This is a genomic window from Prevotella sp. ne3005, from assembly GCF_900110085.1.
Lineage (GTDB): Bacteria > Bacteroidota > Bacteroidia > Bacteroidales > Bacteroidaceae > Prevotella.
This window is the reverse complement of sequence record NZ_FOCK01000002.1, coordinates 172,421-194,040: the sequence shown is the minus strand read 5'-3', so window position 1 is coordinate 194,040 and position 21,620 is coordinate 172,421. Positions and strand designations below refer to the sequence as shown.

17 protein-coding genes are annotated in these 21,620 nt (G+C 48.5%); 10 read left to right on the top strand and 7 right to left on the bottom strand.

The genetic code is table 11. The features are described from left to right. Positions 1-14 precede the first annotated feature (14 nt). Entirely contained in the window at positions 15-755 is a 741-nt protein-coding gene (gene kdsB, locus BMY16_RS03800; RefSeq protein WP_091840195.1) for a 3-deoxy-manno-octulosonate cytidylyltransferase, read from the bottom strand. A 127-nt stretch (positions 756-882) separates the two neighbouring features. On the opposite strand from kdsB, the gene BMY16_RS03795 reads away from it, so the two are divergent. From BMY16_RS03795 to BMY16_RS03780, 4 genes are read left to right on the top strand one after another with little or no spacing between them, the layout of a single operon-like run. After that, positions 883-2,004 carry an MORN repeat-containing protein gene (locus BMY16_RS03795; RefSeq protein ID WP_091840194.1) on the top strand — a complete coding sequence of 374 codons (1,122 nt, stop codon included), beginning with the start codon at positions 883-885 and terminating at the stop codon, positions 2,002-2,004. 30 nt (positions 2,005-2,034) lie between these two features. Beyond that, positions 2,035-2,481 carry a NanQ anomerase/TabA/YiaL family protein gene (locus BMY16_RS03790; protein WP_091840192.1) on the top strand — a complete coding sequence of 149 codons (447 nt, stop codon included), beginning with the start codon at positions 2,035-2,037 and terminating at the stop codon, positions 2,479-2,481. 6 nt (positions 2,482-2,487) lie between these two features. Beyond that, positions 2,488-4,623 (top strand): alpha amylase C-terminal domain-containing protein, encoded by a 2,136-nt coding sequence (locus tag BMY16_RS03785; RefSeq protein ID WP_170835989.1) that lies wholly within the window; start codon positions 2,488-2,490, stop codon positions 4,621-4,623. A gap of 22 nt (positions 4,624-4,645) precedes the next feature. Further along, positions 4,646-5,800, top strand: a complete 1,155-nt coding sequence (locus BMY16_RS03780; RefSeq protein ID WP_091840190.1) for a DUF6057 family protein — start codon at positions 4,646-4,648, stop codon at positions 5,798-5,800. Between the two features lie 27 nt (positions 5,801-5,827). On the opposite strand, the gene BMY16_RS03775 is transcribed toward BMY16_RS03780, so the two are convergent. The 4 genes from BMY16_RS03775 to BMY16_RS03760 form a co-directional block, all read right to left on the bottom strand. After that, the gene (locus BMY16_RS03775; RefSeq protein WP_091840189.1) at positions 5,828-7,489 is read right to left on the bottom strand and encodes an AMP-binding protein; all 1,662 of its coding nucleotides are present in this window, start codon (positions 7,487-7,489) and stop codon (positions 5,828-5,830) included. Between the two features lie 6 nt (positions 7,490-7,495). Next, positions 7,496-9,154: an AMP-binding protein gene (locus tag BMY16_RS03770; RefSeq protein WP_091840187.1), complete on the bottom strand. Its 1,659-nt coding sequence runs from the start codon at positions 9,152-9,154 to the stop codon at positions 7,496-7,498. A gap of 127 nt (positions 9,155-9,281) precedes the next feature. Beyond that, positions 9,282-10,529: an ABC transporter permease gene (locus tag BMY16_RS03765; protein WP_091840527.1), complete on the bottom strand. Its 1,248-nt coding sequence runs from the start codon at positions 10,527-10,529 to the stop codon at positions 9,282-9,284. Positions 10,530-10,546: 17 nt separating this feature from the next. Continuing rightward, positions 10,547-11,749: a pyridoxal phosphate-dependent aminotransferase gene (locus BMY16_RS03760; RefSeq protein ID WP_091840185.1), complete on the bottom strand. Its 1,203-nt coding sequence runs from the start codon at positions 11,747-11,749 to the stop codon at positions 10,547-10,549. A 176-nt stretch (positions 11,750-11,925) separates the two neighbouring features. On the opposite strand from BMY16_RS03760, the gene BMY16_RS03755 reads away from it, so the two are divergent. From BMY16_RS03755 to BMY16_RS03745, 3 genes are read left to right on the top strand one after another with little or no spacing between them, the layout of a single operon-like run. After that, positions 11,926-13,245: a serine/threonine-protein kinase gene (locus tag BMY16_RS03755; protein ID WP_091840183.1), complete on the top strand. Its 1,320-nt coding sequence runs from the start codon at positions 11,926-11,928 to the stop codon at positions 13,243-13,245. A 3-nt stretch (positions 13,246-13,248) separates the two neighbouring features. Continuing rightward, positions 13,249-13,698, top strand: coding sequence for a DUF4494 domain-containing protein (locus tag BMY16_RS03750; protein WP_091840181.1), 450 nt, complete (start codon positions 13,249-13,251; stop codon positions 13,696-13,698). 5 nt (positions 13,699-13,703) lie between these two features. Continuing rightward, positions 13,704-14,375, top strand: coding sequence for a YggS family pyridoxal phosphate-dependent enzyme (locus BMY16_RS03745; RefSeq protein ID WP_091840180.1), 672 nt, complete (start codon positions 13,704-13,706; stop codon positions 14,373-14,375). Here the strand turns inward: BMY16_RS03745 and BMY16_RS03740 are convergent. Continuing rightward, entirely contained in the window at positions 14,350-15,135 is a 786-nt protein-coding gene (locus tag BMY16_RS03740; protein WP_091840178.1) for an EFR1 family ferrodoxin, read from the bottom strand. The two genes, BMY16_RS03745 and BMY16_RS03740, sit on opposite strands and share 26 nt — an antisense overlap. A gap of 111 nt (positions 15,136-15,246) precedes the next feature. On the opposite strand from BMY16_RS03740, the gene BMY16_RS03735 reads away from it, so the two are divergent. The 3 genes from BMY16_RS03735 to BMY16_RS03725 are packed head-to-tail and all read left to right on the top strand — an operon-like array spanning position 15,247 to position 17,239. Continuing rightward, positions 15,247-15,564, top strand: a complete 318-nt coding sequence (locus BMY16_RS03735) for a DUF3467 domain-containing protein (protein WP_091840176.1) — start codon at positions 15,247-15,249, stop codon at positions 15,562-15,564. 26 nt (positions 15,565-15,590) lie between these two features. Continuing rightward, positions 15,591-16,319, top strand: a complete 729-nt coding sequence (gene truA, locus BMY16_RS03730; RefSeq protein ID WP_091840175.1) for a tRNA pseudouridine(38-40) synthase TruA — start codon at positions 15,591-15,593, stop codon at positions 16,317-16,319. Positions 16,320-16,321: 2 nt separating this feature from the next. Continuing rightward, complete coding sequence (locus BMY16_RS03725) at positions 16,322-17,239, top strand: DMT family transporter (protein WP_091840173.1); 918 nt, start codon at positions 16,322-16,324, stop codon at positions 17,237-17,239. A gap of 11 nt (positions 17,240-17,250) precedes the next feature. On the opposite strand, the gene BMY16_RS03720 is transcribed toward BMY16_RS03725, so the two are convergent. Then, positions 17,251-21,555, bottom strand: a complete 4,305-nt coding sequence (locus BMY16_RS03720; protein WP_091840172.1) for a translocation/assembly module TamB domain-containing protein — start codon at positions 21,553-21,555, stop codon at positions 17,251-17,253. Positions 21,556-21,620: the final 65 nt, after the last annotated feature.

The window sequence follows — 21,620 nt, the reverse complement described above, 5'->3', positions numbered from 1 at the left end:
TGCTCCCTTCATTATTATATGGATTTCAGAAATTGCTCTGCCCGTTTGAGATCCTCTGGGGTGTCGATGCCGACGGTCTCCACATCAGTAAGGCCTACGCGGATGCGATAACCATTTTCTAGCCAGCGAAGCTGCTCAAGACTCTCGGCTTTCTCGAGTCGGCCCTGAGGCAGTTGGGTCACCTCACGGAGTACTTCACGACGATAGGCATAGATGCCGAGGTGTTTAAGGAAGGGATAGGAGGCGAGCCATTCGTTGCGCTCCTTGCCTCTGACATAGGGGATTGGACTGCGACTGAAATAGAGCGCGAAACCACGATTGTCAGTAACTATCTTGGGCGAATTAGGGTTCTCGATGGCATCGATGGATTCAAATGGTTTCCCGAGTGTACCAATCTGAGTTTCAGGTACATCAAACAACTGCATTAATGTCCTGATTTGAGATGGTTGGATGAAAGGCTCGTCTCCCTGGACGTTGATAATGACATCGGCCTCGGCCCCGATTTTCTCTGCAGCCTCCTCGATACGATCGGTGCCGCTCTTGTGGTCGCTGCGCGTCATAATCGCACGCCCTCCAAATGCCACAACAGCCTGGAAGATATGCTCATCGTCGGTGGCTACATATACTTCGTCGAGCAGGCTCGATACCTGTTCGTACACTCTTTGGATGACAGTCTTTCCGCCGAGAACTGCCAGCGGCTTGCCTGGGAAACGCGTCGATGCGTATCGGGCAGGGATAATGGCCATAAACTTCATAACGGCTGCAAAGGTAGTCAAAAAAATCGATTAAACGTGAAAACTATTAAAATTGTTGCGTATTATTTTGCTTACCTCGGAAAAAAGCACTACATTTGCAGTTGTAATTACTAAAATACAGACTATCATGCAATTTAAAAGAAATACGATTATAATCCTCATGTCACTCATGGTTCCGCTGGCGGCGGGAGCCCAGAAGATGACTTTGGGCTCGACTACAACGAAGGACGGTGGACAATATCAGGGTGAGATGATGCAGGGGAAACCCCACGGCAAAGGAAAGGTAACCTATAAGAATGGTAACGTCTATGAGGGCGAGTACCAGAAGGGTAAGCGTCAGGGCTATGGCATCTATACATTCTTTGACGGCGAGAAATATGAAGGTGAGTGGTTCCAAGATCAGCAGCATGGTAAGGGTACCTATTATTTCTCTAACAACAATCGCTATGAGGGCCTTTGGTTCCGTGACTTTCAGCAGGGGCACGGCATCATGTATTATTTCAACGGTGATAAGTACGACGGTGAGTGGAAGCAGGATAAACGCTCGGGCAAAGGTATATACACTTTCTCTAGCGGTGCTTTCTATCGTGGTGACTGGCTGAATGACAAGAAGAACGGTAAGGGCTTTTTCGATTGGGGAGACGGCTCTACATACGATGGTGATTGGAAAGACAATATGTGCTCAGGCAAAGGCACATTCAAATATGCCAACGGTGATGTGTATACTGGTCAGTGGCTCGATGACGAGATGAATGGGCGTGGAATTTATAAGTTCCAAAATGGCGATGTCTATGAAGGCGATTATGTGCGTGGTGCTCGTACGGGCTCTGGTATCTTCCGCTATGCCAATGGTGACAAATATACTGGGCAATTCCAGAATGGCGATAAGCATGGTCAGGGTACTTTTGTATGGAAAAGCGGCGACAGCTATATAGGACAGTGGAAACAGGACAAACAGGACGGTCGTGGTAAGCTTACCAAAAAAAGTGGAGACACCGTAGAAGGTATGTTCAAGAACGGCCATCCTCATGGCGAATGTGTCGTACGTTTTGCTGATGGCTCAAAGTTCAAAGGTGAGTATAAGAACGGCAAGCGAAATGGCCCGGCTATCGAAGAAGATAAGGATGGTAATCGCTTTGAAGGCACCTATGTTGACGATGTGCGTGACGGCCGTTTTGTGGAGAAGGATCGCAATGGTAATATCAAGGCCCAGGGAAACTACACCCGTGGACATAGACAAACAAGATAAAAAGAACAACAACTTAAAAATTATATCATTATGATTATTGACACTATCGACAACTTTGGCAAATACGTGACACTGAACCCGTTGTTTGCTGATGTATTAGAGTTTTTGAAGACTAACGACCTCCAGACGATGGAGGCTGGTAAGTATCCCATCAAGGACAAGGATCTGTTCCTGAATCTTCAGGTGGCCAAACAGCGCACCAAGGACACTGCTTTCTTGGAGACTCACATTGAGATGATCGACATCCAGATTCCAGTCAGTTGCGCAGAGACCTTCGGCTATACGCCTCTTTGCGACCTGCCTGCATTTGATTACAACGCCGAGAAAGATATTACAAAGTATGGTGACACAAAGGCTCAGACTTATGTCACTGTAAATCCTGGACAATTTGCTATATTCTTCCCGCAGGATGGACATGCGCCATGTATTATCGATGAGCCCGAGATTAAGAAAGCAATTTTTAAAGTTAAGAAATAAAAGCTTATGGCAACGAAAAAAGAAACGACAAAGAAGCCTGCATCCAAGAAGCCTGCAGCCCCAAAGAAAACGAGTGCGAAAAAGACTGCTGCCAAAAAGGTGGCTGCTCAGAAGATTGTTGAACAGCAAGTTCCTGAGCATATTGGACTTGTGAGAAATGACTCATGGCTGGAGCCTTTTGAAGGTGCCATCCGTGGACGTCATGACCATGCTGTGTGGAAGATTAACCAGTTGACACAGAATGGTAAAAAGACACTCTCAGATTTTGCAACGGGACATCTGTACTTCGGACTTCACAAGCTTGCCAAGGGTTGGGTGTTCCGCGAGTGGGCACCGAACGCTACAGACATCTATCTGATTGGTGATTTCAATAACTGGCAGGAAGATGAGAAGTATCGCTGCAATCGCATTGAGGGCACAGGTAACTGGGAGCTAAAACTCAGTGACAAGGCCTTAAAACACGGCCAGCTCTACAAGATGAAGGTGAAGTGGAACGGTGGTGAGGGTGAGCGTATTCCCGCCTGGTGCCAGCGTGTGGTTCAGGATGACAACACGAAGATATTCTCAGCTCAGGTGTGGAATCCCGAGAAACCTTATGTCTGGAAGAAGAAAAGCTTCAAGCCCAAGAAGAACCCGCTGCTCATCTATGAGTGTCATGTAGGTATGGGCCAGGATGCAGAAAAAGTAGGCACATACACTGAATTTAAGGATAACGTACTGCCACGTATCGTTAAGGACGGCTACAACTGTATTCAGGTAATGGCCATTCAGGAGCATCCCTATTATGGATCATTCGGTTACCACGTATCATCTTTCTTTGCCCCCAGCTCGCGCTTCGGTACCCCTGAGGAACTGAAGGCTCTCATCGACGAGGCTCACAAAAACGGTGTGGCTGTGATTATGGATATCGTACACTCTCACGCTGTGAAGAATGAAGTGGAAGGTCTGGGTAACCTCGCTGGTGATCCTAACCAGTTCTTCTATCCTGGTGATCGCCATGAGCACCCCGCATGGGATTCGCTCTGCTTCGACTATGGTAAGGATGATGTGCTCCACTTCCTGCTCTCAAACTGCAAGTACTGGCTTGAGGAGTTCAAGTTCGATGGCTTCCGCTTTGACGGTGTAACTTCGATGTTATATTATTCTCACGGTCTGGGTGAAGCCTTTGGTGGTTATGGAGACTACTTCAACGGTCATGAGGACGATAACGCCATCTGCTATCTCACGCTGGCCAACAAACTCATCCACGAGGTGAATCCGGAAGCTATTACCATTGCCGAAGAGGTGTCAGGTATGCCTGGACTCGCAGCAAAATTTGAAGATGGTGGCTACGGCTTCGACTACCGTATGGCAATGAACATCCCTGACTATTGGATCAAGACCATTAAGGAGGTTCGCGATGAGGATATAAATGTGTGCTCAATCTTCTGGGAGGTCAAGAATCGTCGTCCAGACGAGAAGACCATCTCATATTGTGAGAGTCACGACCAAGCATTGGTGGGCGATAAGACCATCATCTTCCGCCTGATTGATGCTGATATGTACTGGCACTTCGCCAAGAAGGATGTGAACGATATCGCTCAGCGCGGCATCGCCTTGCACAAGATGATCCGTCTGGTGACTGCTGCAGCTATCAACGGTGGTTACCTGAACTTCATGGGAAATGAGTTCGGTCATCCGGAGTGGATTGATTTCCCACGTGAGGGTAACGGCTGGAGCTATAAGTACGCTCGTCGTCAGTGGAATCTCGTCGACAATAAGGACCTGTGCTATCACTGGTTGGGCGATTTCGACCGTGAGATGCTGAAAACCATCAAGAGTGTACGCAACTTCCAGGATAAGCCTGTGGTGGAGATATGGCATGACGATGGCGATCAGGTGCTGTGCTTTATGCGTGGTGATCTCGTCTTCGTGTTCAACTTCTCGCCGACACGTAGCTATACCGATTACGGCTTCCTTGTACCAACGGGTAGCTATAAGGTGATGCTCAATACTGATTCGAAAGATTTTGGTGGTAATGGTTTTGCTGATGATACGATGACGCACCTCACGAACTACGATCCACTTTATGTACAGGATCATAAAGAATGGCTGAAGCTTTACATCCCTGCACGCTCAGCCGTTGTCTTAAAGAAAATATAATTGATAAACTGTTCAAGTTTTAATGAATTATAATCGTTCGAATAAAAACAATAGCACCACAGGCATTCGTCTGATGTGTGCTATTGTTTTTGTCGTCTTCTCTTTTTGCTGGCTCTTCTTTTTCCAGCCCGATCTGCTCATAATGGCACAGCATGTGCTCAGTGGCGGTCTGACTCACTATAACCGTTGGGTGGGAGCCATCCTCATCACTTTTGCGCTCATGTTGCTCCAGATGGCCATTTACCGTTTGACAAAACTGAATCGTCGTGCCTATTCGTTGACATTTGGTCCTTCGTTATTGCTATTGGGCCTGCTTACGGATGTCACGCAGGATGGCGGAGGCGATATCTCTTGTGCCTCTTCTTGGTGGCTGGCTCTGATTTTGCTGATAATATGGCTGTTTTATGTGTTTATAGCCCGTCTTTTGCAGCAGGTGGAGGATGCCGATGATGCGCATATCTTCTCGAGTACGATGTGGCACAATATGCTTACTCTGGCTTTGCTGATGATATGTACCGCATGGATAGGTAATACGAATGCTGTGTTCCATTATCGTTTGAAAGTCGAGCAGTGTCTGATGGATGGAGATCTGGAAGGAGCACTAAAGACTGGCCGCAAATCACTCGAGAGCGATGAACATCTTCTGATGCTGCGCATGTATGCCCTTGCGCGACAGGGAGCTCTCGGTGAGCGTCTTTTTGAATATCCGATCACGGGCAACAGTAGTCAGATGCTTCCCACCGACAGCCTCTCATACCTAACAATCTATCCAGCTGACAGCCTCTATAAGTTCATTGGTGCGCGTCCGGTAGGTCGAATGGCGCCCATGCGATATCTACAACTTGTAGAACGAAAGGATTCTGTGTATCATCAGGTCGTTAGCGACTATCAACTTTGTGGTTATCTTATTGATCGTCAGATTGATACTTTTGCAAAGGAGATATGTCGTTACTATACCATCAACGACAGCCTACCTAAGCACTATCGGGAGGCACTCACCCTCTATACCCATCTGCGTTCACACCCTGTGATTGTCTATCATAACAGCGTGATGGATGAGGACTACGAGAACTTGTCCCAGCTAGAGCGTCAGTATCCTCACAAAACCGAGCGTAAGGTGAAAGTAGAGGAACACTACCGAGGCACCTATTGGTATTATTACAGATATGACAAATAAAAAAGCCTCCCACGGGAGGCTCTATTTTTATTGATAGAGATAACGCTTGATTGACTTCTTTGGGGTCTTCTCGAACTCATCTTTATGAATCACAATCTCGCTTATTTTCTCGTAGGCAGGTAGCATCTCGTTTAGACCGTTGCGGTTTTGCTCCATGATGTTGGTCAGATCATCCTCCGAGAATCCCAAGTTCTTTGCTTCGTCCATATCGGGATGCACGAGTGCTACGAGCTTCGTATCTCTTTGAACCACGATACTCTCCATTACCATCGTCATCGAGTTTAGCTTGTCTTCAATCTCCTCTGGATAGATGTTCTGACCGTTAGGACCTAACAGCATGTTCTTTGAGCGGCCGTTGATGTAGACGTTACCGTCAACGTCCATAGTTCCAAGGTCGCCCGTATGATACCAGCCGTTGCGGTCGATGGTCTCTGCTGTAGCCTCCGGATTCTTATAGTAACCAAGCATCACATTCGGACCCTTTGTCAGAATCTCACCAGGGATACGTCTGGGATCGGGCGAATCAATCTCTACCTCCTGATGCAAGGCAGCACGTCCGCAGGAACCTGGAGCGAAAGTCTGCCAGTCGCGGTAACAGATGATAGGTGCACACTCAGTGGCGCCATAACCGACTGTATAGGGGAAGTCGATGCGCTTGAGGAACTGCTCCACTTCCTGGTTCAGGGCAGCACCGCCTATAATCACCTCGTACATCCTGCCACCAAAGGCATTGAGCACTTCCTGACAGATCATCTCTCTTACTTTCTTCGAGATGACAGGCATCTGTAACAACAGGCGCATGCGGTTGTTCTGAATCTTGGGGAACACCTTCTTGCGAATGATCTTCTCGATGATCAGGGGTACTGCAATCACGATGACTGGGCGGACCTCCTGTAAAGCTGCTGCGATGATGGCAGGAGAGGGGATGCGGCTCAGGTAGTAAACGTGACAACCATGCAGGAACTCAAAGATGAACTCGAAGGCCATTCCATACATGTGAGCCATCGGTAGCATCGAGATAACAGGATCGCCAGCCTTGATTCGCTGCCCCAATACGTCGCACGCAAAATCGTAGTTCGACCATAGCGCACGGTATGGCAACATCACACCCTTTGAGAATCCCGTTGTACCACTGGTATAGTTGATAACTGCCAGTTCGTCAGGATTCTGCTCGATATAGTAGTTTACGTGCTCCTTGCGGAAATACTTCGGAAACTTCTTGCCGTAGAGCTCGTTCAGGTGCTCGCGGGCATAGGTCAGTTTATCAGTACGTGACACCATCAGTGAGTAGTCGGGGTTGTTGATGATACCCTCGAGTGTTGGCATAGCCTGAGGGTCGATGATGGTAGCCACATGATCCCCAACAAAGAGCAGTCGTGCCTCAGAGTGGTTTACGATATTGTGTATTTGTTCCGTATTAAACTCATGGAGTATAGGCACAGCAATGGCCCCATAGGTAAGAGTAGCGAGAAAGGCTACAGCCCACTGAGAGGAGTTGCGGCCACAGAGGGCAATTTTGTCACCTTTCTGGATACCACTATTCTCAAAGAGAATGTGTAGTTTCTCTATCTTTCTAGCTACATCATGGAACTGCAGGGTCTGGCCCTTGAAATCGGTCAGCGCATCGCGGTCCCAATTGTCAATAATGCTTTTTTGGATAAGCGTATTAAAACTTCCTATTTGTCCCATAATCGATTAGATATTCTGATATAAGTAGCGTTTGATACTTTTTTTAGGCGTCTTGGCAAACTCCTCTTTGTGGAGGATAATCGCCGAGATGCGACTGTAGACAGGCAATTGCTCGTTCAGTTCTTTGCGGTTCTGTTCCATGATGTTCTCCAACTCTTGTTGACTGAAGCTTACAACCTCGTCCTTGTCGGGATAAACGAGTGCCACGAGCTTGTCGTCCTTCTGTACCACGATGCTTTCCGATACCATTGCCATCGTGTTAAGCTTGTCCTCAATTTCCTCTGGATACACGTTCTGACCGTTGGCTCCCAATAACATATTCTTCAGGCGTCCACGGATGAAGATATGTCCATCCTCCGACATCGTGCCAAGGTCGCCGGTGTGATACCAGCCTTCCTCGTCAATAGCCTCGCGGGTAGCCTCCTCGTTCAGGTAATACCCCGTCATCATATTTGTCCCCTTGGTTACAATCTCACCAGCAATGTTCTGAGGGTCGCGACTCAGAATCTTCACTTCCATACGGTCGACGGGTTGGCCACAAGAACCACTGACGAAATCGTGATAGTCGCAGAAAGAGATGAGCGGTGCACACTCGGTGGTACCATAACCCACGGTAATGGGAAAGTTGATGGAGAGCAGGAACTCTTCTACTTCTTTCGACAAGGCTGCACCACCCACAATAACCTCGTACATCTTGCCACCGAAAGCATTGATGACCTCCTGACAGATGCGTTCCTTGACCTTCTTGTTCACAATAGGCATCTGCAAGAGCAGGCGCATACGGTTGTTCTGAATCTTGGGGAATACTTTCTTACGGATAATCTTTTCGATAATCAGTGGTACAGTGATGATTACAGCGGGTTTCACTTCGGCAAAGGCTTTCGCGATAATCGCAGGACTCGGCAGTCGCGTCAGGAAGAATAGGTGACAGCCATTGCAGAAGCCAAAGAGGAACTCAACGGCCATTCCATACATATGGGCCATCGGCAGAATGCTCAACATATTATCCCCAGCCTTAACCTGACGGCCCAGGATGCGGATGATAAACTCCACATTACTCCACAACGTACGGTAGGGTAGCATCACACCCTTTGAGTGGCCAGTTGTACCGCTAGTATAGTTGATAAGTGCTAACTCCTCGGGGTCGTCGATATGATAGCTGACGTGTTCTGCACGGAAAGCTTTCGGGTACTTGCTGCCAAACATCATATTAAGATGTTCGCGTGCGTACGTAACCTTATCTGAACGTGAGAGCATCAGCGAAAAATCGGGAATGTTGATAATGGCCTCGAGATCAGGCATAGCCTCTGGATCGATGGTCTTCACAGCAAAGTCACCAATAAAGAGCAATTTTGAACCAGAGTGGTTCACAATGTTCTGGATTTGCTCGCCGTTGAACTCATGCAGGATGGGTACAGCCACCGCACCATAGGTCAGCGTAGCCAGAAAGGCAACGGCCCAGTGGGCAGAGTTACGACCGCAGATGGCAATCTTGTCACCCTTCAATACACCGCTGTTCTCGAATAATATATGTACTTTCTCGATTTTGCGTGCTACATCATGGAACTGAAGTGTGATGCCCTGATAGTCGGTAAGCGCATCTTCATTCCAGTTCTCCACGATGGCATTCTGGATTAAAGCATTAAAACTGCTAATAGTTTCCATCTAAAATTGCACAAATTTTTAAATTTTGTGCAAAGGTATATCATTTTCTGCACATTTCAAAAAAAAATGTGCAATTTTTTATCTTTATTAGCGAAAAATATAAGAATAGTGGATAAATAGAACAAATTTATTCGTATCTCATCGATTTTGCTGGGTGGATATGTGAAATGAGATAACTCGGTGCGATAAGCACGAAGACACAGATCAGTAGTGTTGTCACATTAATGAGTGCAATGAGTGTTAGGTTTAACTCCATTGGAGCCTCACTTACATAGTAAGTGCGAGGGTCAAGATGGATGATGCCTGTATACTGCTGGATAAGTACTATGCCGATACCCACAATGTTACCCCAAAGTAGTCCTTGGCTGATGATAAATACAGAAAACCAGAGAAATGTCTTGCGGATAGTTTTGTTCCGTGCACCCAGTGCTTTTAATGTGCCAATCATTTGTGTGCGCTCGAGGATGATGATGAGCAGACCGCTGATCATCGTAAACCCCGCCACACAGACCATTAGCACAAGGATTATCCATACGTTGATATCAAGCAACTCCAACCAGGAGAATACTTGCGGATAGAGCTCGTAGATGGTTTCAGTCGTCATGATGTTGCCCTCGCTGTCGGAGGTGCGGTTAATGCGGATGATAAACCTTTCCTCAATATCCGCCAGGTGCTCGAAGTCCTTGACGTTAACCTCCACGCCTGTTGCCTGTTTCTTTTGCCAGCCATTCAGCTTGTTAGCTGTATAAAGGTCGGTTATGCAGAGATTCTCATCAAAGCGTGTCATGTTTGTTTGGTAAATGCCGCAAATAGTATATCGGCGCGTCCTGACATCACCCTCGTCAATGAAATAGGCATATACTTTGTCTCCGGCCTTCAATCTTAATTTGTCGGCAATCATTTGTGAAATAAGCAGCTGGTAATGGCTTGTCGAATCACTGAACTGGGGTATTTCACCCTCTATAAGGTGCGTTTTAAGAAAGCTTGTATTGTATTCCGGACCTATGCCTTTGAACATCACACCAAGGAAATCGTCATCAGTCTTGAGAATGCCCTGTGTCATCGTGAATCGTTGTGCATTAGCCACTCCCTCGATGCCGTTGATGGCCTTCGTCAGACTGTCATCCACGCAGATGGGATGCTGTGTGCCACCACTATAGGTCATCACGTTATGTATCTGGATATGACTGCCGAAGCCCACCACCTTGTCACGGATGCTGTGCTTGAAACCTAGTACCACGCTTACGGTGACAATCATCACCGCTAATCCAATGGCAACACCAACGGTGGCTATACGTATGGCAGGGCGACTCACCTTTCGCTTGTCGCCTTGATCACTATAGATTTTTCTTGCTATGAAAAGAGGTAGATTCAATTTCCAATATTGATAAATCAATCATCCACTCTACCCGGATAAGCTTCTAATGCCTTACGCAGAACCACGAGTGCCCTCTCAAGGTCCTCTTTCTTCAAGACGTAAGCGATACGCACCTGATTAATGCCTGCACCCGGCGTGGTGTAGAATCCTGCAGCTGGTGCCATCATTACTGTTTCGCCCTCATACTCGAACTCGGAGAGACACCAGCGGCAGAACTCCTCCGCATTGTCTACGGGTAACTTGGCAACGGTATAGAAGGCACCCATCGGAATTGGCGAATACACACCAGGGATGCGGTTCAGTCCATCGATCAGACACTTTCGACGCTCCACATATTCATCGTACACATCACGATAATATTCCTCTGGGGCATCCAGTGAAGCCTCGGCCACAATTTGTCCGATGAGTGGAGGGGAAAGGCGGGCTTGGCAAAACTTCATCACAGCCTTTCTCACCTCGGTGTTCTTCGTAATCAGCGCACCAATACGGATTCCGCATTCCGAGTAGCGCTTCGACACCGAGTCAATCAAAATCACGTTCTGCTCGATACCTTCCAAATGGCATGCTGAGATATATGGCGACCCTGTGTAGATGTACTCACGATATACCTCGTCGGAGAAGAGATACAAATCGTACTTTTTTACCAAGTCGCGTATCTGGTTCATCTCGCGGCGAGTGTAGAGGTAGCCTGTCGGGTTGTTGGGGTTGCATATCATGATGGCCCTTGTGCGCTCGTTGATGAGTTCTTCAAACTTCTCTACTTTTGGCAGCGAGAACCCCTCCTCGATAGTGGTAGCGATGGTACGTATCTTAGCACCTGCCGAGATGGCAAAGGCCATATAATTGGCATAGGCAGGCTCGGGCACGATAATTTCGTCGCCAGGATTCAGACAGCTCAGGAATGCAAACAATACTGCCTCCGAACCGCCACTGGTAATGATGATATCCTCAGCCGTCACATTGATGTTATACTTAGCATAATAGTCCACCAATTTCTCGCGGTAGCTAAGATAACCTTGTGAGGGTGAATACTCCAGGATTTCACGGTCAATCTGCTTTAGAGCGTCAAGTCCTACTTGAGGTGTTGGAAGGTCGGGTTGGCCGATGTTCAGATGATACACCTTTGTGCCCCGTTTCTTGGCGGCTGCAGCCAATGGGGCCAGCTTTCGTATAGGTGATTCGGGCATCTCAAGGCCGCGGACAGATATTTCTGGCATCGTTTTGATTTACAATTTGACGATTTACAATTTACTATTTCCTAATTTGCGTGCAAAAGTACACATAAAATCTGAAAAAACGTACGAATTAAAAAAAAATGTGTACCTTTGCATCGATTTTGTTCCCTCAAAGGGGAAAATCATAAATGGTAAATAAGTAAATCGTAGTTTATAAGGTGAATTTCGAGGAATTATTGGAAACCCGTGACAAACGGCAGACCACGAAGATGCGCATGCCTTACGGCTTTTTCTATAAAAGGCTTATTGATGGCAAGTATTCTAACTTTGTCGAGTTCCACGATGAGGTTGCCGATCATATCTCCTTCGGCAAATTCGTCAGAAGTGAGGCAGAAGCGATGGAGAACATCCGCGACCGCCACCAACTGCATTTCAAACCTAACGAGGGTGATGATGGCGTCTATGCTATTGCTGTTGAAGTGGGACACTTTATCTCATTCGCACAACTCATCAATGAGAATCCTGCTGTTGTGGCAAAGAAGAATTTTATCGATGATACTATCCGGGATCTCTGTACGCTTACTGAGGAACTTAATAGCCACGACATCTTCCATGTCTGCTTTGCCCCTGACAATGTGTTGGCGCGCAAGGTCGACAATACTGTGCGACTGCTTTGTCACGGATCTTATTACCAGAAACTCGAGCAAGATGTGCTATGGGAAGGCGACGAAAAGTTTGTTGCCCCCGAAGTGCTCAATGGCGGTAAGATCGACGCCCGTTGCGATGTCTACTCTTTAGGTCGCTTTCTGGCCTGGCTTTATGAGTCGGCAGGTTTGCCTCTTGAACTGAAAAGCGTTGTTGCCAAAGCCACCGACGAAGATCCTTCCAAACGCTATCCCTCGGTGACAGACTTCTACAAGGCCATTGTCACCCGTCAAGTACTGCGTCGTTCGGTCATCACGGGCATCGCTGCAGTCATCATCGCTCTCTCCATCGTGGGCGCCTATTTCTACATGTTACCCAGCCCCGACGATGTAGAGTTCGTAAAACCTGTAGAGGAACCCATCCCCGACGACCTTATGGACGATGATCCTACACTCTTTGGTCTTGGTGCCGATCTTGACTCAGCTGCCATCGACTCCATTGTCCGTATGCGTACCCAGCAGAACGACTCTGTAAGGGTTGATGATCGCAAGATGCGTGAATATCAGGCTAAGGCAGAACAGATTTTCCGTAAACAGTTCCAACGCGAGGCTGATGCTATCCTTTCAAAGATTTACAATAAGGATAAAATGAACCTTTCTGAGAAGGATTTCATGGTGCGTAGTAAGTCGGTGACCGAAGAACTCGCCAAGAAAGAGGCCGAACTGGCCAAAGCTGCTAACCTCGGTAACGAGAAGTCACAACGTATTGCTTCGGAGATTATCGACCAACTTACCACCAAGAAGATGAAGGAACTTGATAAGGACTATCTTGGCATTCGCAAGAAGCAGGCTGAAGAAGATAAGAAGACAACAAATACAACAGAAAAGAAATAAACAATGAGAAGCAAAACAGCAATTTGGTTTGAGTGCAAAATCCGTTATGAAAAAGTTATGGAAGACGGTTTGCAGAAGAAAGTAACAGAAGCATATGTCGTCGATGCCCTCAGCTTCAGCGAGGCCGAGGAGCGCATCATAGAGGAAATGTCATCCTATATCAGTGGCGAATTCGATGTAACCGACATCAAGAAGGCCGCCTACAAGGAGATCTTCTTTTCCGATGACGAAATGGCTGATCGTTGGTTTAAGGCCAAACTTCAGTTCATTACCATCGACGAGAAAACTGAGAAAGAGAAACGTTCCGCTGTTACATACCTCGTGCAAGCAGGCACTTTTAATGGCGCAGTCAAGAACATAGAAGAAGTGATGGGCGGCACTATGATTGACTATGTCATCGCCTCCGTTGCTGAGACGACCATTATGGATGTCTATGAACATGAAAAGAAATGATAATTATGTACGACGTTAAAGGGCATTTGCACCAAATACTCGACACATTGCCACAGGGTACACGCCTTGTGGCAATTTCCAAGTATCACCCCAACGAGTATATTATGGCCGCCTATGAGGAAGGTCAGCGTGTCTTTGGTGAGAGCCACGAACAGGAACTCCGTCAGAAACATAATTCACTACCTTCGGATATTGAGTGGCATTTTATTGGCCACCTGCAGACTAACAAGGTGAAGTATATCGTTCCATATGTGTCTATGATAGAGGCTGTTGACTCTCTAAAGCTCCTAAAAGAGATTAATCGCCAGGCTGAACGTTGTGGTCGGGTTGTCAAGGTGCTTCTTGAGCTCCATATCGCTGAAGAAGCCACCAAATATGGTCTTACCCTTGATGCATGTCGTGAGCTTCTCGCAGACGGTGAATGGAAAGAGATGCAACACGTACAGATTTGTGGTCTTATGATGATGGCCTCGCTCACTGATAACCGCGACCAGATCCGTCGCGAGATGCAGACTGCTGCCGATTTCTTCGTAGAAATTAAGGAGAAATATTTTAACGATGATGATGCTTTCTGTGAACGCTCGTGGGGTATGAGCGACGACTATCTCATCGCCATCGATACCCACTCCACAATGGTGCGCATTGGCACCTCTATCTTTGGTCCACGCGTTTATTGAAATAGTACTGTCCTCGTTTCCTTGTGATTTTTCCGTAATTAATCGCATGGGTTGGACAATAGTGATAGCACGCCAGACAACAGGTACACCTCCCGTTATGAATCCATTTCGGCGGTGTACCTTTTATGTTGTCCACAGGGCATATTTTCGCGCACTTGCCGCACTGGATACATACATCCGGATCTACCATGAATTTCTTGTCTGTAACCATTCGTGCATTGAAGTAAGCACCAATAACGTATGAGTAGAGTCGGGGAGTGGCCCCTTTCTCCAGCTCCTCGATGCCTCTCTTGCAGTCCTTGATGATACTGATGATGTGGTACAACTGCCGTTCCGCATTCTCAATCTTCCAACGCTCGCGGTCCTCAGGATCCGTCTTCATAAACGGCAGACATACGTAACTCTCAGGCATCACCACAGAGAAAACCGTTTCCGCCTGTAGTCCTATTGCTTGTAATTCTTTATTCAGAATAGTCATTGTCTCACCTGTATTGTCTCCACAGGTGGTAAGTCCCCAGCAGAATGTCGTACTTGTTTTATTCTTCAGTGACAGCTGGCGGATAAAGTTCCTACATATCCTTGGCACTTGCCACCCATGCGTGGGAAAACAAAAACCGATTCTTTCCCCTTCGCGCAACTCAAATTCATTGCGTCCTTCCCTGATCATGTCGGGGATGGATAGCAACGCCTCGCCGATGCCCTTGGCTATCTGCTCAGCTACCCAGCGCGTATTGCCTGTACCTGAAAAATAGAATATCATATTGCAAAGGTAGTGCAATTCTGTCGAAATACAAAATTATACACGTTTTATTTTGGATAATAAAAACTTTTCCCTAATTTTGCACCCAAATTATGAATAAATAGAGTAGGTATGAAAGAACAAAACGACCAGCAGCAAGGGCTGCAACTGGAACTTCCACAGGATGTGGCGCAGGGAGAATATGCCAACTTCGCCATTATTACCCATTCAAGTAGTGACTTCATCATCGACTTTGCCCGCGTCCTCCCAGGCGTCGCCAAGGCCCAGGTTAAGAGTCGGGTCATCCTTGCTCCTGAGCACGCTAAACGTCTTCTTGGTGCTCTTCAAGAGAATATCATGCGCTATGAAAATGCATTTGGTCCCATCCGCATTCCTGAACAACAACCCCAAGGCATCGCGCCTTTCGAACTCCCTAAAGGTGAAGCATAGAAAGGGGAGATTCTTTGTAGCTGGAAATGAGATATTTTGTTACTTTTAGCTATGATGGGACACGCTACCATGGGTGGCAGATACAGCCCAACGGCGATTCGGTGCAGGCGAGACTGCAAGGGGCGTTGTCGACATTGTTGCGCCAAGAGATAGGTGTGACAGGTGCAGGTCGTACGGACGCTGGGGTACATGCGCGTATGATGGTGGCGCACTTCGACTATGACGGAGCCTTGGATTGCACACAGCTGACATATAAGCTGAACCGATTGCTGCCTTATGACATTGCGGTAGAGAAAGTGGAACCTGTCAGCGAGGAGATGCATGCGAGATTCTCGGCCACCTCGCGCACGTATCACTATTATATTCATACGACGAAAGATCCGTTTTGTAGGGCATACTCGTGTGAGCTACATTATCCACTCGACTTCCAGAAGATGAACGAGGCAGGGCTGCTGCTGACGGGTTATGACGACTTCGGGGCTTTTTGCAAGGCGGGAGCTGATGTGAAGACCACGCTCTGCCACGTTACAGAAGCGCGCTGGGTTCAGACATCCCCAACAACATGGTATTTCCGTATTACAGCAAACCGTTTTCTGAGGAATATGGTACGGGCCGTAGTGGGTACGATGATCGATGTGGGTCGTGGACGACTCTCACTCGTAGATTTTTGTAAAGTGATAGAAGGTAAGCGGCGCACGGAGGCTGGCGAGAGCATGCCCGGTAATGCGCTGTTCCTTGAAAAAATAGAATATTAGTGATGTGGCTGATACTAGCTTTTATGTCTGCAGCTCTGTTGGGCTGCTATGATTCTCTGAAGAAACAAGCGTTGAAGGGCAATGCGGTGATTCCTGTTTTGTTTTTGAATACGCTATTCTCGAGTCTGATTTTTCTGCCGTTTATCGTTCTGAGCGGTACGACGACTGTGCTCGACGGCACCATTTTGTATACAGCGAGTGGTGGCTGGGAAATGCACAAATATATCTTGCTGAAAGCGTTCATCGTGCTGTCGAGTTGGATTTTGGGTTACTTTGGCATGAAGCATCTGCCTCTGACGATTGTGGGGCCTATCAACGCTACGCGGCCTGTGATGGTGTTGGTGGGTGCTCTCTTGTTTTTTGGTGAGCGACTGAACGTGTGGCAATGGATTGGTGTGTTGATGGCTGTGATGTCGTTTCTGATGCTGAGCCGTAGTGGCAAGAAGGAGGGTATCGACTTCAAGCACGACCACTGGATCTATATGATTGTGGGAGCGGCGCTGCTGGGAGCCGTGAGTGGGCTCTATGACAAGTATCTGATGGCGCCCGTGGAGAACGGGGGTGTTGGACTGGATCGTATGATGGTGCAGTCGTGGTATAACATCTACCAGTGCGCGATGATGGGCGTTATGCTGTGGCTGCTGTGGTGGCCGAAGCATGAGCAGACGACACCGTACCACTGGTCGTGGTCGATCTTAGGGGTGAGTGTTTTCCTCTCTATGGCTGATTTTATGTATTTCTATTCCCTGAGTCTGCCCGAGGCGATGATCTCGATTGTGTCGATGATTCGACGAGGTAGCGTGATTGTGAGCTTCCTCTTCGGGGCATGGTTCTTCCATGAGCGTAACCTGAAGGCGAAGGTCGTCGATTTGGCGCTGGTGTTGTTGGGAATGGTGTTCCTCTATATAGGAAGCAGTTGAGGAGAGAAGGACTATTTCTTCTCTCTTTTTTTCTTCTTTTTCTTTGAAGAGAATAAATCACCGAAACCATCGAAGTCTTTCTTCATGATGAGACCGATGCCCTGTGTGTTGAGGCTCGACTTCGTGAAGTAACGGTCGTTGGTCTGGTTGTAGACTTTCAGTGCAAGATTACCGTTGGGCAACAGCAGGTACTGTACATCGAAGTCGCCAATAAATGAAGGATTGGCCTGGGTGGCATTGTCACGATAGCCGAACTGTCCGTTGAAGAGTAGCCGGTTATGAAGCATACGACCATTGATGATGCCTTCATACTCGGCATTGTGCCAGCCTTCATTGCCTGTGGAGATGTTGGCGCCAAAGCTCCAGTTGTCGTTCTTGATAAACTGGCTCAGCAGGGTGTTGATCTGCGTGGAGAGCGTGCCAGAGAGGAAGCTCTGCATGGCCAGTGATGTCTGATCTGGGCGCTCACTATTGCTGTTGTTGTTACCTTGATTATAGAATCGTCCGATGCCGAGAAGGTAGAGCACCTGCTGGTTCATCTCTTGCTGACCGTTGATGACAGAACGCACCATCTGCTGCTCGTCGGCATTGACGGTGGGCATTTCCAGGTCAAAATCTACTTGTGGGGCATTTGGCTGGCCGCCAATATTCATCAGACAGTTCACGCGAATAGTATTGTTGGTGAACGAGTTGCCGATATTGAGGTCGGAAAGGCTTACACCGTTGACGGTATAGACGGCCTGCAGGTTGAGGGCCGCGTCGTAAGGATCGCCACCAAAGATGATTGTACCGCCTGGGTTAAAGGTGAAATTCTTCTTGATGATGTTCTGGATGGTGATACCATAGGTTCCATGGTCAATGGTATAGGTGCCAAACATGTTGAATGCACCCTTGTTGTGGAATGAAGCGCGGATGGTGCCATCGCCGTAAAGGGTGATGTAATCGTTGGTGGCTGCATCCATCAGCAGGCGCACGGTGGCCTCTGGCGTGGCGTTGATGAGGAAGTTAATGTAGATATCGGTATCCGAGGCACGGGCGGGAGCTGTCTTCGTAATAGTGCCTGAGGCAGTGGTGCTCGATTCCCACTCGATGAACTCCTGCTTGGAGATGGCGTCAGGACTCGCAGCATTGTAGACGAAGACAGAGCCGGGTTGGGGTGTGACGTTGCAGTTGATGGTGACATCGTTGTCACGTCCGTGGATATCGACATTGCCCGAGGCATAGACTGTGCCATAGAACGAGCTGTCACCGAAGTCACCGAAATCATAGCCCAGCAAGTTCTCGGCTTCAACTTCGAGGTCGAAAGTGAGGCTTGTAAGATGTTCGTGATGGATGCCGCCAGAGAGGAATGCCTCGTGACCATCGCGGTCGTAGAGGGCCATATGGCGCAGTTGGATATCATCAGGAATCATCACGACAGTATCGTTTTTCAGCGTGTAGGTGGTGTTGAGTGGCGTCACGGTAGCTTCGCCATCGGTAACGATGATCTGGCCTGTGAGGTTGATGTTGTCAAGCGGACCCGCTACACGGGCATTGCCAATGGCGTGGCCATCGATGCTGGTGAGGAAGCTGCTGGTGAAGTTGTGCATGAAGGCGATGGCAGTGCCTTGAGCCTCAATGGCGAGGTCAATGTTCTCATGGATGGGTGACACATGGCCGTTGATGAGGGTCTTGGCGTCTGGACCGTCATCAGCAACGGCGTTGATGTCTATCTGCTCGAGCTCCTGGTTCCAATTGGCTTTCGCATGTAGCACACCCATGTGGCCGCGCTCGAACTTGAAGTCGTCGACGCGGAGGTCGGCATTGGCAGCAAACTTACCCAGTAGCGACGAGGCATGGGCGCGCCCTGTGGCCTTCCCGCTGAACTCAACGCTATGGAAGTTGACAAGGTCGAGGATATAGCCTACTTCCACCTCGTTGAGGTCGACGGTGAGTGAGTCGTTCTCATGTTTCGAGGCGATGCCGTCAATGATGATATGCTGCTGGTTGTGGTGCAGTGAGAAATGGTCGACGAGTAGGTAGCTGTCGTGGTAGATGATGTCGGAGGGCTCTACGTTCCAGGTGCTGTTATTAAGGATGATGTGTGAGGGTTGTACGCGCACATGAGCCTCGGGCTTGTCAGCGAGGTTACGGTAGAGCTGCATGATGGCGTTGAACTCACCGCTCATCTGCTTTTCCGGGAAGTGGTTGTCCCAGCGCAGGGTGGTGGTGAGATTGTTCTGACTGGCGTTTGCGAGCAGTTTAAGACCAAGGTTATGACCATTGTCCGTGAAAGTGGTGATGCTGGCCTCGCACTTCATGGTGTCGACGGGTGAGGTGATACGGATGATACCATCGGCATAGCGTGTGCCGTTGTAGGTGAAGGCGGGCATGTGGCCGTCGAGGTAGAGTTCGTGGGTCTTGTCGTTCACGCGTGCTTCGAGCAAGACGGGCTTAGGCAAGTCGAGATCGATGTTGAGGAAGCGATGCAGCCAGTCGGTCTTAGTGACGAGAAGGTGTAGGGCGAAGTTGTTGTTGCTCTGTCGGCTGTATTTCGGTAGTCCTGGCAGGGTGGGAAGCTTCGAGCCTAAAGCACTGACGATGCTCTGCAGCAACGTGGCATAGTCGAACTGTCCGCTCACCTCGGCTTCGGCAAAGTCACTATTCAGCTTGAGGAAGTGGATGCCTTCATCAAAATTGGAGGAGAGGTCGAGGTGGTCGAGGTAATAGGCGGGTTTCTTTTCGGTGGCACTAAGGCTGAAGTTGCTGATGTGCACCTCGCCTTGGAGGTCGTTGAGGTTGTGGCCAGTGAAATCGGCCAAGAGATAGCCTCCCATCGTAACGCCGTCCCATTGGTCGGAGAGCTTGATATTTGCTGCTTCAGCAGCGATATGGCCTGTGAGGGCTCCTTGGGCATACTGACCGCCAAGTGCGATGTCATTGAAGGCGTAGCCGTCGTAGTCGAGATGGTGGATGGTGCCGTCGATGGCAACATCGGGCTTCTGCTTGTCGTGAAGTTGTCCGCTGACGGTCAGTTTCGTGGCTAAGTTGCCTAACTTGGAATTGTCGAGCAATTGGCGCAGGTTGATACCCTCTGTCTCTACCTGTCCGCTGAAAGCCTGACTGTCATTCATATCCAACTGTATGTCGACATTGCCAATACCTGAGCGGATGGATGTCTTCAAGGTTCCAGAGCCTTGAGGCGAACGGTCACAGATACCGCTCATCTGGAGGCTGCCGATGCGGGTAAGTTCTTTCGGTAACTGGGGGATAGCCTTCGTGAGGAAGTCGAGACTGGTGTCGGCAAAGGTTAGGTTGTCGAGCTGCAGATGCCAAGAGGCTTGTGGACTGAAGTTCTGAATCCATCCGTTGGCACGGATGTCGATATCACGCTGTTCTGTGCTGACGATGAGCTGTTTAAGACTGAGCCCTGAGTCTGTACCGCTGAAGTCGGCAGTAAGGACGATAGGTCTCTGCGAATTCTTTAGCGATGGCTCAAAACATCTTAGGTCTGAGGGAGTTACGCTTGTGTTGTTAATAATCCCATGATAGGTAAGTGAACCTTTCTTCAGGCCATTCTTGTCGAGCAAGTAGGTAGCCTGCAGGGTGTCGATGTGAAGCTGGCTGCTGGGCATCTCGAGGTCGAATTGTGAGAGTCGTGCCTGCTGACGGCCTGCCTCGAGATGAAAGCCGAGGCGCGAGAGGGTGAAGCCTGATTGCTCGATGAAACCGAGACGTTTGACGCTGACGTTGAGTGAATCGTCTGTTAAGGTGCGTAGGCTGATGTTGGCACTGAGGTCGCTGATGCCTAAATGGGCAGGATTGAACTTACCGTCTGTACGAGCCACGTCTAACTGGTCATATTTGACATTGGTATGTCGCATGATCAGGGTGTTTATGCGTAGGTCGAGTGGGGTATGGCTCGTAGTATCCTTCGAGGCGAGAGAGTCGAGTACAAACTGAAAGTTGGGCTTCGCCTGGGCGTTTCGGCGATAAAGTGAGAGGTGGGCACCAAAGAGTTGTGCCGATGAAATGGAGATTTTTCCGTCAGTTACCAATGGCCCGATGTCGATCTTTGCGGAAAGACGGGCCACGCGAACCATCTCTTTCTCATTCTGATCCCAGATGGTGAGGTCTTCGATAATGATACGGTTGAGGAAGCCTGGGTCAACGCGCCCCACTTTGACGCGTGTACCCAATTCACGTTCTACCATACTGGCCACAAAGGAGCCTATATGGCGTTGCGCTGCGGGGATGTGGGAGATTCCCATGAGCATCAGATTAAGACCGATGATGCCCCAAATCGTCCAGCTGACGAACCGTTTGAATAGCTTCACGAGGCAAAAATACTACAAATTATTGGTATTTCGGCATTTTTTTCCGAAATTTTGGTTTTGTCTAC